Here is a 14448-nt window from a genome sequence, read left to right on the forward strand (position 1 = left end):
GCGAAGGCCAACGTGCCGTACAGGACGCTCAAGGTGATGAAGGAAAACGGCCTGCGTCTGCTGCTGGTGGGCTTCGAGAGTGGCGACGACCAGATTCTCGTGAACATCAAGAAGGGCGTGCGTACCGATTTCGCCCGCCGCTTCAGCGCGGATTGCAAGAAGCTCGGCATCAAGATTCACGGCACGTTCATTCTGGGTCTGCCGGGCGAGACGCAGGAGACCATCGCGAAGACGATCGAATACGCGAAGGAAATCAATCCGCACACGATTCAGGTGTCGCTGGCGGCGCCGTATCCGGGCACGACGCTGTACAACCAGGCGGTGGAAAACGGCTGGATGGAAGAGAACAAGGTCATCAACCTGGTGAGCAAGGAAGGGGTGCAACTGGCCGCGATCGGCTATCCGCATCTGTCGCGCGAGGAGATCTATCACCACCTCGAACAGTTCTATCGGCAGTTCTATTTCCGACCGTCGAAGATCTGGGAAATCGTGCGCGAAATGCTCACCAGCTGGGACATGATGAAACGCCGTCTGCGCGAAGGCGTGGAGTTCTTCCGCTTCCTGCGCGCGCACGAGGCATGATGCGGCCCGGGTCCGCACGCGCGCTCATCTTCACCGCCGACGATTTCGGTCTGCACGAGCGCGTGAATGCGGCAGTCGAGCGCGCGCATCGAGACGGCGTGCTCAATGCCGCGAGCCTGATGGTGGCCGCGCCCGCCGCCGCCGATGCGGTGGCGCGCGCGCGGCGGCTGCCGACGCTGCGCGTGGGCCTGCATCTGGTCCTCGCCGACGGCGCGGCGATGCTGCCGCGCGCGCGCATTCCCGCGCTCGTCGACGCCGAAGGCCGTTTCGGCGACAGCATGGTGCGCGACGGCTTTCGCTTCTTCTTTTTGCCGCACGTGCGCGCGCAACTCGCACAGGAGATCCGCGCGCAATTCGAGGCGTTTGCGGCAACGGGGCTCGCGCTCGATCACGTGAATACGCACAAGCATTTCCATCTGCATCCCACGGTGCTTGCGCTGATTCTTTCGATTGGCCGCGAGTATGGCCTGCGCGCGATGCGTCTGCCGCTGGAGGCGGGCGCGCCGTTCGCGTTGCGGCCGTGGCTCGCGCTGGTGCGCGCGCGCCTCGCGCGGGCGGGCGTCGCGCATAACGACTACGTGGTCGGCATCGCCGATACCGGCGCGATGGACGAGGCGGTGCTGCTTGAGGCGATCGCGAATCTGCCGGCCCAGGGTGTCGGCGAGATCTACTGCCATCCGGCCCAGGCGCCGATGGAGGGAGAAGGCCCGATCACGGCGTCGATGCAGGCTTACCGCCACGCCGACGAACTCGACGCGCTGCTGTCGCCGCGCGTGGCCGCCGCGCTCGAACGCAGCGGTGTGCGTCACGGCGGCTTCACCGACGTGTTCTTCACGGCGCAGTCGCCCACGCCTGCGCCAGGCGGGCGCGAGGCGCGGGCTTCGTCATGAAGTGGCTTCAATGGCTGGGCCTGCCGGTCGGGGTCGCGATTCTCATCGGCCTGGTCTTGCATGACGGCGCGCATGATGTGATGCGCGTGATCGGCACGGCGGGGCCGGTGCTGCTCTGGCTCGTGCCGTTCCATGCGCTGCCGCTGCTGCTCGATGCCTACGCGTGGCATCTGCTGCTCGACAGGCGCGCGCCGCTGCGCTTTCTCTGGTGGATCGCGACCGTGCGCGAAGCGATCAGCCGCCTGCTGCCCGCCGCGGGCGTGGGCGGCGAGATCGCCGGCGTGCGCCTCGCGCGCTGGAAGGTGCGGGGCCACGGCCACGACAAGGAAAGCGACGCGCGCGCCACGAGCGAGGTGACGGCCTCGGTGATCGTCGAGGTGTTCGTGACCATCGCGGTGCAATACGCGTTCTCGGCGCTCGGCGTCGTGCTGATCGTCGCGGCGACGGGGCAATCGGGCTCCCTGCGCATCATCGTGACGATCGTGCTCGCGCTGTTGCTCACCGCGCCGCTGCCCGTGCTCGCCGTCGTTCTGCTGCGCCGGGGCGGCGTCTTCCAGGCGATCGAGCGCTGGGCCGGGCGACTGCTTGGCGCGGATCATCCTGTCATGCAGGGCATCGACGGCCAGCGGCTCGACGCGGATCTCGACCGCCTGATGTCGCGCACGGGCCTGATGTTCCGCGCGTTCTTCTGGCAACTGGGCGGCTATATGCTCGGCGCGTTCGAGACCTGGTGGGCGCTTTTTCTGCTCGGTCATCCGGTCACGGCGGGCGGCGCGCTCGCCATCGAGGCCATCACCCAGGCCGTGCGGCACGCGGCCTTCATGGTGCCGGGGGGCCTCGGCGTGCAGGAAGTGGCGGTGGTGCTGCTGGCGCAACTCTTCGGCGTGAGTCAGGAGGTTGCGTTCTCGCTGGCGCTCGTCAAGCGCATGCGCGAAGTCGTGTTCGGCGTGCTGGCGCTGCTGTCGTGGCAGGCCGCCGAGATCGTTCGCACGCGCCGTTCGCTGCGCGATGCGCGGCAAGCTCACGCCGCCGGTGGAGCGCCAGGCCGCGTATCGACGCGAGCGGCACGCCACGACCGGACCCTTTGAAGGTACATTGTGGGAAGTAAGCGTACGCTGACCGTTGCGGCTGGCGTGCGCTCCACACACAACCCGACGCGGTAGCCGATCCTTCACGCGATGTCGCCCACGCGCCTTTTCATGCGGTTCATGCGGTCATTGACCGCCGGAATCGCCCTGGCTGGGGTGCTCGCGCTTGCCGGCTGCGACGCCCAGCGGCTCGATTCGATGCTCGATACCCTGCGCCAGGCCTTCAAGGGCTTTTTCGATTCGGTGAAGCCCGACGTCCTGCTGCTCAAGGGCCTGACGCCCGGCGTCTCCACGCTCGAGCAGGTGCGCGCGCAGATGGGCAAGCCCGAAACCGAGCGCGTGTTCGACGACGGCTCGCGCCGCCTCGAATATCCGCGCGGCCCGCAGGGACTCAAGACCTGGATGGTCGATATCGGCCCGAATGGGCGGCTCGTGGCGATCACGCAGGCGCTCACGGCGCAGAACTTTGCGAAGGTGCGCGTCGGCATGAGCCAGGACGAGGTGCGCGCACTGCTGGGCAAGCCCGGCCAGGTGGCCGCCTACCGGCTCAAGCAGGAGACGGTGTGGAGCTGGAAGTGGCTCGAAGGGGGCGTGACGCCCGAAGCGTATTTCAACGTGCATTTCGGCCCGGACGGGCGTGTGTCGACGACGTCGCGCTCGGACGTGATGCGCGGGCATTGAGCACGTCATCGATCACATCGACGACTGGAATATGGACACTGGACGCAGGAGGCGTACATGGTGATGCATCGGCGACGTCCCCCGCGCGTGGGGCTCGTGCTCGGCGGCGGGGCGGCGCGCGGCTGGGCGCATATCGGCGCGATCCGCGCGCTGGAGGAGGCCGGCATCAAGCCGGACGTGGTCTGCGGCACGTCGATCGGCGCGCTGGTGGGCGCGGTCTACGCAAACGGCGATCTCGACTGGCTCGAGGACTGGGTGGGCAAGCTCACCTGGCAGACCGTGGTGCGGCTGCTCGATCTGCGCTTTTCGGGCGGGCTGCTGGGCGGGCGCAAAGTCATCGACGTGTTCGCACAGCAGTTCAACGGACGTGCGATCGACGACCTCAAGATGCCGTTTACGGCGGTCGCCACCGAACTCGATACGGGCCGCGAAGTCTGGTTGCGCGAGGGCGGCGTGGTGGATGCGGTGCGGGCCTCGATTGCGATTCCCGGTATCTTCACGCCGATCTGGCATGACGGCGTCTGGCTTGTCGACGGTGGGCTGAGCAATCCGGTGCCGGTCTCGGCGGCGCGCGCGATGCGTGCGGATACCGTGATCGCCATTGATCTCAATCACGACATTCTGAATGGCCGCGATCTCGGCGGCGCAATCGACACGGTGCCGCGCGAGACGCCCGTGGAAGCGCCGCGTGCCGGTGCGGAGGCGGTCGATCCCGCCGGCCCTGCCGCCGATGCTGCCGGTGCTGTCGGTGGCGTTGCGGCAGACCCCGCGCCGCTGCTGCGCCGCAACGGCAAGCGCTTCCCGAGCTGGCTGCAGCCGTCGGGGGCGGCCACGTCCGGCAGCCCGGACGTGCGCGTGGCGCCGCCGCCCAGCACGCGCGTGCCGTCGCTGCTGAGTTCGATTGCGCAGAGCATCGACATCATGCAGGTGCGTATCACGCGCAGCCGCCTGGCGGGCGAGCCCGCCGACGTGCTGATCCAGCCGCGCCTGGGCGGCATGGGGATCTTCGACTTTCATCGCGCGGGACCGGCTATCGCGGAAGGGCGCGCGGCGGTGCAGTACATGCTGCCGGCGATCAGGGCGCAGTTGGGGCTGGAGTGAGGGCTAGAGGTTGAGGATTCCGGCGACGGCAAACTGCGCCGCGCTGAATTCGTCGGCGGTCGCGGCTTCACCCCGGTAACGCCAGGCCCTGGCCGAGAGCGACAGCGTAGTGATCTGATCGGCCATCGCGACGCAGGACTTCGACAGGCCGCTAATCGGGATTTCGGATTCCCAGCCATGAATGGCGCTGGTGATGGGCAGGCCGATGAAGCGCTTCGTCAGCCTGTTGAATTCCACGTCGGTGAGCACGAGAGCGGGGCGGTAACCGTCCTGCTCATTGCCCGCGCCCGGCCCCACGTCGAGCCATATGATGTCGCCTGCGTCCGGAATGCCGTTTTTCATGCGCCTTTACCATTGGTCAAAACGCGTCGGGTCGTCAGGGCCGCCGATTTCCGAGCCCTTGGGTTCGCCAAAATCAACCAGCGAATGTTGCTCGCGCTGCGGCTCTTGCTGCTGATCGCGCAACTGCTGCAAGTAGCGCTCGCGCGAGAAACGCCGGATGGCGGTGTGAGGCCGTACGGTGAGCGTGCCGTCCTCGACTTCCACTTCGACGTCCTGGCCTTCCGAAAGCGCCAATTTGGCTGCCGCACTCGCGGGGATGCGCACCGCAAGACTGTTTCCCCAACGCTTCAAGGTTTGAACAGGCATCATCGCCGACTCCTCTGGTTAGCAAACCTCATCCAAAAGATGTATCAACACGTCGATACGTTGCCGATGCTAGGTCGGGCGCCGGGCTGTGTCAACACGTCGATACGTGGAGTTTGCGGCAAGCCGGTATTTCAGGGCGTCGCCGCGATCCACATCCAGCCTTGCGCCGACCGCCGCAACGCCGTGACCGAAAGCGGTGCGATTTCAAGCTGGCGGAACGCGGCCGAAGGGGCGCCCAACGCGTGCAGCACCGCCGCGCGGATCACGCTGGCATGGGTGAAGGCAATGAGGGGGTCGTCGGCATCGGGCAGGGCGTCCAGCCATGCACTCACGCGCTTGCGCACGTCGTCGAACGATTCGCCGCCGCCGGGCGGCTGGAACGCCGGATCGCGTGTCCAGGCGGCCAGCGCGTCGGGCACATCCCGCGCGATGTCGGTGAGGCGGCACCCCGCCCACGCGCCATAAGCCGTCTCCGCGAGCGCCGGCTCGATCCGCGATTCGAATCCCGCTGCCGCCGCGCTCGCCTGCGCGATCGGCGCGGGACTCGTCAGCACGCGCGCGGCGGCGCCGCTGCCGACGATGGCCGCGTACCAGCGCGAGCGCCACGTCTGAATGGCCTCGAACGCACGCGCATCAAGCGTCTCGGCAAACCCTTCATCGCCCGCGCCCGATGCCGCGAATATCCCGGCCCGCAAAGCCGCGTTCGCCGCATGACTGACCAGCCAGACCTTCGTTGCCATCGCTTTTCCTTACTCGCCGTTTCATCGCCGACTACCTGCGCGTCGCGCCACGCCACGCAGCGCGTAGAATACAGGCTCCACGTCACGCGGAAGCCGGTGCAAACCCGGCACGGTCGCGCCACTGTGACCGGTTGTTTTTGCCAGATTGTTTTCGCAATCCGAGTCCCGCAACAAGCAAACGGAAGTCAGACCCGCATGACGTGCGCACACTCAAGTTCTCTGAACGATCGATCAACGACTAACGGGGCGCGTAACCCCAGGAGAAGTCACTATGTCCGAAGCCGTCCTGAACACGGCCCACGTGCCGGCCGCCACGCCGGCCCCCATCCCGCTGCGCGAAATCCTGCCCTGGGCGATTTTTGCCGGTCTGATCCTCCTGCTCGCGCTGTACTTCGTTGGCGCGGAAGAAGGCGCGACCTCGCTGATTCCGGGCATGTACGTTCACGAATTCGTTCACGATGGCCGGCACCTGCTCGGCTTCCCGTGCCACTGACCGGGAGCTGACATGGTAGGCAAGCTGTTGGTACGCGGCATGCTCGCAGGCATCGCCGCGGGTCTGCTCACGTTCTCGTTCGCGAAAATCGCGGGCGAGCCGCAGGTTGATCGGGCCATCTCGTTCGAGGCAAAAGCCGACGCCGCCAAGGGCGAGGCGCCCGAGCCGGAAATCGTCAGCCGCGAGGTGCAGGCGAGCTACGGACTTTTCACGGGCGTGATGGTCTATAGCGCGTCGATCGGCGGCCTGTTCGCGCTGGTGTTCGCCTATGTGCGCGGGCGCACCGGCCCGATCTCGGCGCGCTCGCTGTCGGCGTGGCTCGCGCTCGCGGCCTTCGTCGCCATTTACATGGTGCCGAACATCAAATATCCGGCGAATCCGCCCTCGGTCGGCGACCCCGACACGATCGGCTATCGCACCGGCCTGTTCTTCCTGATGATCGCGATCTCCCTCGCCGTGACGGTGTTCTCGCTCAAGCTGCGCGGCGCGCTCGCCGCGAAGTGGGGCGGCTGGAATGCGTCGATTGCGGCGCTGGTGCTGTTCGTCGTCGTGATCGGCGCGATCCAGGCCGCGCTGCCGGCCATCAACGAAGTGCCGGGCGCATTCCCGGCCGTGCTGCTGTGGAAGTTCCGCACCGTGGCGATCGGCATGCAGGCGATCCTGTGGAGCGTGGTTGGCCTCCTGTTCGGCGCGCTGGTCGAGCGGCTGGAGCGCGCCAACGTGCGCGCCGGTTCGCTCGCGGCACGCGGCGTTTGACCGTATTGAAGGCGCGCTTACGGGTAATCCCGTAAGCATGGCGAACGCGCCCGGGCCCGCGCTTCTATCGAAAAAGCGACCCGAAACTTGTCAAAACCCACTCGACGCCCCGCTTGGCCGGGGCGTTGTCTTTTGTGTCTTTTGGGGCTTTCAATTTCATCGCGCCCCTGACAGAGCGGGCGCAATGCCTGGCCCACCACGCCCGGCGCCCGGCGCGGCCTCCATGTTGCAACGCAACATACCGACAGCGCCGGTTTGAGCAATTTTTTTGGCACTGCGACGATCCGCGCCAATCCCCCAGGCGCTGTGCATGACCGCCGGGGTCGAACAACGACTTTCCGGAGACGCGCGTGATCCTCTATGGCTTTGGCCCGGTGCTGCTGGCCGGCACGATCCAGACGATCGAACTTTCGCTGCTCTCGCTCGGCGTGGCCGTGCTGCTCGGTCTCGCGGGCGCGGCGGCCAAGCTCTCGTTCAACCGGCCGCTCGCGGCCATCGCAACGGCCTACACGACGCTGATCCGCTCGGTGCCCGATCTCGTGCTGATGCTGCTGCTGTTCTACAGCATCCAGATCGGCGTCAACGAAGCCACCGACGCGCTCGGCATGGCGCAGATCGACATCGATCCGTTCGTCGCGGGCGTGCTCACGCTCGGCTTCATCTACGGCGCGTATTTCACGGAGACTTTCCGCGGCGCGTTTCTCTCGGTGCCGCGCGGCCAGCTCGAAGCGGGTCACGCCTACGGCATGAGCGGCGCGCGCGTGTTCGCGCGCATCCTGTTTCCGCAGATGATGCGTTTCGCGCTGCCGGGCATCGGCAACAACTGGCAGGTGCTGGTGAAGGCGACGGCGCTGGTGTCGATCATCGGTCTCGCCGATGTCGTGAAGGCCGCCCAGGACGCGGGACGCAGCACCTTCAACCTGTTCTTCTTCCTCGTGATTGCCGCGGCGATTTATCTGGCGATCACGACCGTCTCGAACTTCGCGCTGATCTGGCTCGAACGCCGCTATTCGGCGGGCGTGCGCCACGCGCAACTCTGAGCGCCGCCCAAGGAGCCTCAAGCGATGAACGAAATCCTCCAGCAATTCGGCCGCGCTTTCCTCTACTGGGACGGCGAGCACGTGTCCGGCCTCGCGATGACGCTCTGGCTGCTCGTGATCTCCGTGGCGTTCGGCTTTGTCTGCGCGGTGCCGCTGGCCGTGGCGCGCGTCTCGCGCCGCCGCTGGGTGTCGCTGCCGGTGCGCTTCTATACCTACGTGTTTCGCGGCACGCCGCTCTACGTGCAGTTGCTGCTGATCTATACCGGCGTGTACAGTCTCGCCTTCGTGCGCAGCGAGCCGCTGCTCGACGCGTTTTTCCGCAGCGGCCTGAATTGCGCGATTCTCGCGTTCGCGCTCAACACCTGCGCCTATACGACCGAGATTTTCGCGGGCGCGATCCGCGCGACCTCGCACGGCGAAGTGGAAGCGGCGCGCGCCTACGGCATGAGCCCGTTCACGATGTACTGGCGCATCATCCTGCCTTCGGCGCTGCGCCGCGCGCTGCCGCTGTACAGTAACGAAGTGATCCTGATGCTGCATGCCACCACGGTGGCTTTCACGGCGACGGTGCCCGACATCCTCAAGGTCGCGCGCGACGCCAACTCGGCCACGTATCGTTCGTTCGAATCGTTCGGCCTCGCGGCGCTGATCTACTGCGGCGTATCGTTCGTGCTGGTGGCCGCGTTCCGCCGCGCGGAAAAGCGCTGGCTCGGCTATCTCGCCGTGCGCACGCGCTGATCAGATCGTTTGAATCAAGCTGAATCAAGCTAATTTCTGGAGACCATCTTGCCTCAGACGACGACCCACGACGCGCAGAGCAAACTCATCGCGCGCGACATCCACAAGCGCTACGGCGACAACGAAGTGCTCAAGGGCGTCTCGCTCGATGCGAAGAAGGGCGACGTGATCAGCATCATCGGCGCGAGCGGCTCGGGCAAGAGCACGTTCCTGCGCTGCATCAATTTCCTTGAAAAGCCCAACGCCGGCGAAATCGTCGTGGACGGCGAAGCCGTGCGCACGAAAGCGGGCCGCAACGGCGACCTGGAAGTGGCCGATCACAAGCAGTTGCAGCGCATCCGCACCAAGCTTGCGATGGTGTTCCAGCACTTCAACCTCTGGTCGCACATGAACGTGATCGAGAACGTGATGGAAGCGCCGCTGCATGTGCTGGGCGTGCCGCGCAAGGAAGCCGAGGAACGCGCGCGCGAGTACCTGGAGAAAGTGGGTCTCGCGCCGCGCGTGGAGAAACAGTATCCCTCGCATCTGTCGGGCGGCCAGCAGCAGCGCGTGGCGATTGCGCGGGCGCTCGCGATGCATCCGGACGTGATGCTGTTCGACGAGCCGACTTCGGCGCTCGACCCCGAACTCGTGGGCGAAGTGCTCAAGGTCATGCAAAAGCTCGCCGAGGAGGGCCGCACCATGATCGTCGTGACCCACGAAATGGGCTTCGCGCGCAACGTCTCGAATCATGTGATGTTCCTGCACCAGGGCCGCACCGAAGAGCAGGGCGCACCCGCCGACGTGCTCGGCGCGCCGAAGAGCGAGCGCCTGCGCCAGTTCCTTTCGGGCAGTCTCAAGTAAGCTGCCGGCTTTCGAGGATGTGTTGTTCCCGCCGATGATTCGCCCTGCAGCTTCCGCCCCGGTGACGGGCGCCACGCCTTCCGCGAGTGCCGCGTCGTTCGCGTCGTTCGCGTCGTCCGCATCGTCGGCATCTTCCACGACGTCCGCGCCGGGCGCATCGGGCGCGTCGGGCACCCCCGCCGCGCGCGCGGCGCGCACCACCCAGGTCGCGATCGTCGCGCTGCCGCCCGTGTCGATGTCGGGCGTCGGGCCCATCGTCGATGCGCTCAATCTCGCGAACGAGATCGACGGCCGCGCGCTCTACCGCTGGCAGATGGTGTCGTGGAACGGCCGGCCCGTGCCGCTCTCGGGCGGCGCACAATGGCCCGCCGACGCGGCGTTCGGCGATGGCCTCGCCTGCGACTGGCTCATCGTCGTGACCGAGCGCTACCAGCAGTTCGCCGACTATCGCCTGTTTCTCGCGAGCCTCGCGCGCGTGGGCCAGCGCACGCCGCTTGTCACTGGCATCCATCACGGCGTCTGGTGGCTCGCGATGGCGGGGCAGTTGCAGGGCTATCGCGTGGCGGTGAACTGGGAGACGTATCAGCAGTTCGCCGAGCAGTTCGAGCGCACCATCGTCACCCAGCACCTCTACGAGATCGACCGCGACCGGGCGACCTGCGCGGGCGGTCAGGCAACGCTCGATTTCATGCTGGCGATGATAGGCCGCGAGCACGGCCCCGAACTGGTCGACCGTATCGCCGACGCGATGGGCGCGAGCACCTTGCGCAGCGGCGACGAGCGCCAGCGCATTCCCTTCGTGACCGCGCCGGGCGAGCGTCATCCGCGCCTGAACGACGCGCTCATGCTGATGGAGGCGAATATCGAAGACCCGCTCACGACCGATGAAATCGCCGGTCACGTGGGCGTGTCGCGCCGTCAGTTGGAGCGCCTGTTCCGGCAATATCTGAACGCGATGCCGTCGAAGTACTACCTGGGCCTGCGCCTTGCGAAAGCGCGCTCGCAGTTGCAGCGCACGAGCAAATCGGTGGTGCAGATCAGTCTGGCGTGCGGGTTTTCGTCGGCGGCGCATTTTTCCAACGCCTATCGCGAGCGCTTTGGCGTAACGCCGCGCGAGGACCGGCGCAACTGGATCGAGCGCCAGCACGGCGGCACGCCCGGCGTGGTGCAGGAGCCGCGCGCGGGCGCGCTCGTCGAGCCGCCGGAGCGCGACCCGGCGTGATGACGCTCAAGTAGACGGCAAACGTGTGAAAAACGCGGCATCCGACGAAAGAACGCGTCGCCCATGCGCAAGACGTTTGCCGCGCGGTTGCCTACACTGCAAGCCATACGTATTTCATCCGCGCGCACGCTTTTTTGCCGCGCTGCGCGCCGTGTACCACCCCATTCGCGCCGTTTTCGAACCAGTTCGAGCCAAAGAGGATTCGCCATGAACGACCAGACTGTGAGCCGCCAGACTTTCGACGAAGTGATGGTGCCGTGCTTCTCGCCCGCGCCGTTCGTCCCCGATCGCGGCGAAGGCTCGCGCGTGTGGGACACAGAGGGCCGCGACTATATCGACTTCGCCTGCGGTATCGCCGTGACGTCGCTCGGCCACGCGCATCCGGAACTGCTCAAGGTGCTGCACGAGCAGGGCGGCAAGCTCTGGCACATCGGCAACGGCTACACCAACGAGCCGGTGCTGCGTCTCGCGAAGAAGCTCGAATCGCTGACCTTCGCCGATCGCGCGTTCTTCGCCAATTCGGGCGCGGAAGCCAACGAAGCCGCGCTCAAGCTCGCGCGCCGCGTCGCCTTCGACCGTCACGGCGAGCAAAAGGCCGAAATCGTTTCCTTCACGCAATCGTTTCATGGCCGCACCTTCTTCACCGTGAGCGTGGGCGGCCAGCCCAAGTACTCCGAAGGTTTCGGCCCGATTCCGCAAGGCATCGTCCATCTGCCGTACAACGACATCGAAGCCGCGAAGCGCGCGATCGGCCCGCAAACCTGCGCCGTGATCGTCGAGCCGGTGCAAGGCGAGGGCGGCGTGATCCCCGCCGATCCGGCCTTCCTGAAAGCCTTGCGCGAAGCCTGCGACGCGCACGGCGCGCTGCTGATTTTCGACGAAGTGCAAACCGGCGTGGGCCGCACCGGCACCTTCTACGCCTATGAAGACACGGGCGTGACGCCCGACATCCTCACCACGGCGAAGGCGCTCGGCAACGGCTTTCCGATCGGCGCGATGCTCACGACCGAGGCGATCGCGGCGCACTTCAAGGTGGGCGTGCACGGCACGACCTACGGCGGCAATCCGCTGGGCGCGGCGATCGCGCATAAGGTGGTCGAACTCATCAGCGATCCGGCGGTGCTCGCGGGCGTGCGTGCGCGTGGCGAAGCGATCCGCGCGAAGCTCGCAGCGCTGAACGCGCGCTTCGACGTGTTCCGCGAGGTGCGCGGCAAGGGGCTTTTGATCGGCGCGGAACTGCACGCGCGCTACGCGGGCCGCGCGAAGGACTTCAACTCGGCGGCGGCCAACCGCGGCGTGATGATGCTGATCGCCGGTCCCGACGTGCTGCGTTTCGCGCCGTCGCTCATCATGCCCGAAGCCGACCTGAACGAGGGCTTCGCGCGCCTCGAACTGGCCTTCGAAGACGTGCTCGGCAAGCGCTGAAGCGCGACGCCATTCAAACGATCCAGGACCGACGATGCTATTCGTTCGCCCCGCAAGGCTTTCCGATCTCGATGAGATCGCTCATATGGCGCGTACCGCGCAGCCCGTGCTGCACTCGCTGCCGCACGACCGCGCGGCGCTGGAGGCGCGCATCGCGCTGTCCGAAGACTCGTTTCGCGCCGATGTCGATTTTCCGGGCGAGGAGTTCTATCTCTTCGTGCTCGAAGATTCGGCGACGGGCCGCCTCGTCGGCACGTCCAGCATCGTCGCGGCGGCCGGTTACGCGGAGCCGTTCTACGCGTTTCGCAACGACGCGCTGATCCACGCCTCGCGCGAGCTGCACGTGAACCGCAAGATTCACGCGCTCACCATGTCGCACGAACTCACGGGCAAGAGCCGTCTCGCGGGCTTCTATATCGATCCCGCGCTGCGCGGCGATGCGGCGGCGCACCTGATGTCGCGCGCCCGCATGATGTACGTCGCGATGAACCGCCGCCGCTTCACCCCCGAGGTGTTTTCGCTACTGCTCGGCGTGACCGACGATGCGGGCGTTTCGCCGTTCTGGGAGGCGGTCGGGCGCAAGTTCTTCGGGCGCGATTTCAAGGACATCGAAATGGCTTCGGGCGGCAGAAGCCGCACTTTTATCGCCGAGGTGATGCCCGCCTATCCGGTCTATGTGCCGCTGTTGCCCGAAGCCGCACAGCGCGTGCTGGGCGAGCCGGACCCGAGCACCTTGCTCGCTTACGAGATCCATCTGGAAGAAGGCTTCGAGCCGGACCGCTACGTCGATATCTTCGATGCGGGCCCGGTGCTCACGGCGCAGGTCGATCGCACGGCCTCGGTGGCGGGCAATCAGACGCGCACGGTGCGGGAGAGCGCGGGCGTGTCTCACGGCAGCGACGCGACGGCATGGCTGGTCGCGAGCCAGCAGGGCGGCGAATTCCGCTGCGCACTGGCGACGTTGCCGGCGACGCCGGTAAGCGCGGCCCATCGCGGCGCACATGCGGTTCAGGGCGATGCGCCGCTGGACGCGGCCACGCGTGCGGCGCTGGGTGTTCAGGATGGCGAAACAGTGCGCTGCGCGCCGCTTTATCGTCAAGACGACGAACAGGACAACGAGGACGAGATGGGAGAGACGCAATGATCGTAGTACGCGTCGTGCAGACGGGCGATGTGGATGCGCTCGTCGCGCTGGCCCAGGAAACCGGCCCCGGTCTCACGACCTTCAAGCCCGACCGCGACGCGCTCGCCGCGCGCATCGAGCGCACGCGCCGCACGCTGGCGGGCGAGGCACCGGCCGCCGAAGCGGGCTATTTCTTCGTGATGGAAGACACCGCGACCGGCGACGTCGCGGGCGTATGCGGGATCGAGACGGCGGTGGGCCTCACGCAGCCGTTCTACAACTACCGCGTGAGCACGGTCGTGCACGCGAGCCAGGATCTCGGCATCTGGACGCGTATGCGCGCACTCAACATCTCGCACGATCTCACGGGCTACGCGGAAGTGTGCTCGCTGTTTCTCTCGCCGCGCTATCGCACGGGCGGCATGGGCGGACTGCTCTCGCGCTCGCGCTTCATGTTTATCGCGCAGTTCCGCGAGCGTTTTCCGGAGCGCATCTGCGCCGAATTGCGCGGCCATTTCGACGCGGAAGGTACTTCGCCGTTCTGGCGCGCGGTCGGTTCGCACTTCTATCAAATCGACTTCAACGCCGCCGACTATCTGAGCGCGCACGGCCGCAAGTCCTTTCTCGCCGAGCTGATGCCGCGCTATCCCGTCTACGTCGAGCTGTTGCCCGACGAGGCGCAGGCGTGCGTGGGCCTCACGCACGCGGATACGGTGCCCGCGCGGCGTATGCTCGAAGGCGAAGGGCTGCGTTACGAGAATCACGTCGATATCTTCGATGCGGGTCCGGTGCTCGAATGCCATATCGCCGATCTGCGCACGGTGCGCGAGAGCGTGGTCGTGCCGGTGCGTATCGGCCAGACCGCAGAGCACGGCACCGTGCGCTCGCTGGTGTCGAATACCTCGCTCACGGATTTCCGCGTGGGTTTCGCGCCGGGCGTCGTGGAGGACGGCGCGTTCACGCTGAGCGCGCAGGAAGCGGCGGCGCTGAACGTCAAGGAAGGCGAACCGGTGCGCGTGCTGGGCGCGACGCACACGACGCGAGAAGTGGCGCGAGAAGGTGTGCGATAAGCCGCGCG

17 protein-coding genes are annotated in these 14448 nt (G+C 66.6%); 14 read left to right on the forward strand and 3 right to left on the reverse strand.

Annotated elements, in window-relative coordinates; all coding sequences use genetic code 11:
* The 5 genes from B0G62_RS28140 to B0G62_RS28160 all read left to right on the forward strand — a co-directional run.
* Window positions 1-582, forward strand: a 582-nt coding sequence (locus tag B0G62_RS28140) for a radical SAM protein (protein WP_146055375.1), incomplete at its 5' end; no start/stop codon positions are given.
* Window positions 579-1472, forward strand: coding sequence for a hopanoid biosynthesis-associated protein HpnK (gene hpnK, locus B0G62_RS28145; protein ID WP_103707458.1), 894 nt, complete (start codon window positions 579-581; stop codon window positions 1470-1472). The genes B0G62_RS28140 and hpnK, both read left to right, overlap by 4 nt.
* Window positions 1469-2560, forward strand: coding sequence for a lysylphosphatidylglycerol synthase domain-containing protein (locus B0G62_RS28150; RefSeq protein ID WP_103707459.1), 1092 nt, complete (start codon window positions 1469-1471; stop codon window positions 2558-2560). The genes hpnK and B0G62_RS28150 overlap by 4 nt, the downstream gene beginning before the upstream one ends.
* 120 nt (window positions 2561-2680) lie before the next feature.
* Window positions 2681-3241: a hypothetical protein gene (locus B0G62_RS28155; RefSeq protein WP_103707515.1), complete on the forward strand. Its 561-nt coding sequence runs from the start codon at window positions 2681-2683 to the stop codon at window positions 3239-3241.
* A 60-nt stretch (window positions 3242-3301) separates the two neighbouring features.
* Window positions 3302-4342, forward strand: coding sequence for a patatin-like phospholipase family protein (locus B0G62_RS28160; RefSeq protein ID WP_103707516.1), 1041 nt, complete (start codon window positions 3302-3304; stop codon window positions 4340-4342).
* Window positions 4343-4345: 3 nt separating this feature from the next.
* Here the strand turns inward: B0G62_RS28160 and B0G62_RS28165 are convergent, their stop codons facing one another.
* The 3 genes from B0G62_RS28165 to B0G62_RS28175 form a co-directional block, all read right to left on the reverse strand.
* Window positions 4346-4684 carry a type II toxin-antitoxin system PemK/MazF family toxin gene (locus B0G62_RS28165; RefSeq protein ID WP_103707460.1) on the reverse strand — a complete coding sequence of 113 codons (339 nt, stop codon included), beginning with the start codon at window positions 4682-4684 and terminating at the stop codon, window positions 4346-4348.
* Between the two features lie 6 nt (window positions 4685-4690).
* Entirely contained in the window at window positions 4691-4993 is a 303-nt protein-coding gene (locus B0G62_RS28170) for an AbrB/MazE/SpoVT family DNA-binding domain-containing protein (protein ID WP_244193407.1), read from the reverse strand.
* 128 nt (window positions 4994-5121) lie between these two features.
* Window positions 5122-5730: a histidine phosphatase family protein gene (locus B0G62_RS28175; protein WP_103707461.1), complete on the reverse strand. Its 609-nt coding sequence runs from the start codon at window positions 5728-5730 to the stop codon at window positions 5122-5124.
* A 271-nt stretch (window positions 5731-6001) separates the two neighbouring features.
* Between B0G62_RS28175 and B0G62_RS28180 the strand changes: the two genes are divergently transcribed.
* The 9 genes from B0G62_RS28180 to astA all read left to right on the forward strand — a co-directional run bounded on the left by B0G62_RS28180 (window position 6002) and on the right by astA (window position 14440).
* Window positions 6002-6223 (forward strand): CbtB domain-containing protein, encoded by a 222-nt coding sequence (locus B0G62_RS28180; protein ID WP_103707462.1) that lies wholly within the window; start codon window positions 6002-6004, stop codon window positions 6221-6223.
* A gap of 12 nt (window positions 6224-6235) precedes the next feature.
* The gene (locus B0G62_RS28185) at window positions 6236-6979 is read left to right on the forward strand and encodes a CbtA family protein (RefSeq protein ID WP_103707463.1); all 744 of its coding nucleotides are present in this window, start codon (window positions 6236-6238) and stop codon (window positions 6977-6979) included.
* Between the two features lie 350 nt (window positions 6980-7329).
* Window positions 7330-8019, forward strand: coding sequence for an ABC transporter permease (locus tag B0G62_RS28190; protein WP_103707464.1), 690 nt, complete (start codon window positions 7330-7332; stop codon window positions 8017-8019).
* Between the two features lie 24 nt (window positions 8020-8043).
* The gene (locus B0G62_RS28195) at window positions 8044-8757 is read left to right on the forward strand and encodes an ABC transporter permease (RefSeq protein WP_103707465.1); all 714 of its coding nucleotides are present in this window, start codon (window positions 8044-8046) and stop codon (window positions 8755-8757) included.
* A 48-nt stretch (window positions 8758-8805) separates the two neighbouring features.
* Window positions 8806-9600 (forward strand): ABC transporter ATP-binding protein, encoded by a 795-nt coding sequence (locus B0G62_RS28200; RefSeq protein WP_103707466.1) that lies wholly within the window; start codon window positions 8806-8808, stop codon window positions 9598-9600.
* Window positions 9601-9835: 235 nt separating this feature from the next.
* On the forward strand, window positions 9836-10822 hold the full coding sequence (locus B0G62_RS28205; protein WP_103707518.1) for a GlxA family transcriptional regulator: 987 nt from the start codon (window positions 9836-9838) through the stop codon (window positions 10820-10822).
* Window positions 10823-11029: 207 nt separating this feature from the next.
* The gene (locus B0G62_RS28210; protein ID WP_103707467.1) at window positions 11030-12247 is read left to right on the forward strand and encodes an aspartate aminotransferase family protein; all 1218 of its coding nucleotides are present in this window, start codon (window positions 11030-11032) and stop codon (window positions 12245-12247) included.
* 34 nt (window positions 12248-12281) lie between these two features.
* Entirely contained in the window at window positions 12282-13391 is a 1110-nt protein-coding gene (gene aruF / locus B0G62_RS28215) for an arginine/ornithine succinyltransferase subunit alpha (RefSeq protein WP_103707468.1), read from the forward strand.
* Window positions 13388-14440, forward strand: coding sequence for an arginine N-succinyltransferase (gene astA / locus B0G62_RS28220; protein ID WP_103707469.1), 1053 nt, complete (start codon window positions 13388-13390; stop codon window positions 14438-14440). The genes aruF and astA overlap by 4 nt, the downstream gene beginning before the upstream one ends.
* Window positions 14441-14448: the final 8 nt, after the last annotated feature.

Origin of the sequence: Paraburkholderia eburnea, assembly GCF_002917095.1 — a bacterium.
GTDB lineage: Bacteria > Pseudomonadota > Gammaproteobacteria > Burkholderiales > Burkholderiaceae > Paraburkholderia > Paraburkholderia eburnea.

Bases quoted from the DNA above. Each gene is read 5' to 3' on its own strand.
- hpnK (WP_103707458.1), top strand. From the start codon at position 579: ATGATGCGGCCCGGGTCCGCACGCGCGCTCATCTTCACCGCCGACGAT.
- B0G62_RS28150 (WP_103707459.1), top strand. From the start codon at position 1,469: ATGAAGTGGCTTCAATGGCTGGGCCTGCCGGTCGGGGTCGCGATTCTC.
- B0G62_RS28155 (WP_103707515.1), top strand. From the start codon at position 2,681: ATGCGGTCATTGACCGCCGGAATCGCCCTGGCTGGGGTGCTCGCGCTT.
- B0G62_RS28165 (WP_103707460.1), bottom strand. From the start codon at position 4,684: ATGAAAAACGGCATTCCGGACGCAGGCGACATCATATGGCTCGACGTG.
- B0G62_RS28170 (WP_244193407.1), bottom strand. From the start codon at position 4,993: ATGATGCCTGTTCAAACCTTGAAGCGTTGGGGAAACAGTCTTGCGGTG.
- B0G62_RS28175 (WP_103707461.1), bottom strand. From the start codon at position 5,730: ATGGCAACGAAGGTCTGGCTGGTCAGTCATGCGGCGAACGCGGCTTTG.
- B0G62_RS28180 (WP_103707462.1), top strand. From the start codon at position 6,002: ATGTCCGAAGCCGTCCTGAACACGGCCCACGTGCCGGCCGCCACGCCG.
- B0G62_RS28185 (WP_103707463.1), top strand. From the start codon at position 6,236: ATGGTAGGCAAGCTGTTGGTACGCGGCATGCTCGCAGGCATCGCCGCG.
- B0G62_RS28195 (WP_103707465.1), top strand. From the start codon at position 8,044: ATGAACGAAATCCTCCAGCAATTCGGCCGCGCTTTCCTCTACTGGGAC.
- B0G62_RS28205 (WP_103707518.1), top strand. From the start codon at position 9,836: ATGTCGGGCGTCGGGCCCATCGTCGATGCGCTCAATCTCGCGAACGAG.
- B0G62_RS28210 (WP_103707467.1), top strand. From the start codon at position 11,030: ATGAACGACCAGACTGTGAGCCGCCAGACTTTCGACGAAGTGATGGTG.
- aruF (WP_103707468.1), top strand. From the start codon at position 12,282: ATGCTATTCGTTCGCCCCGCAAGGCTTTCCGATCTCGATGAGATCGCT.
- astA (WP_103707469.1), top strand. From the start codon at position 13,388: ATGATCGTAGTACGCGTCGTGCAGACGGGCGATGTGGATGCGCTCGTC.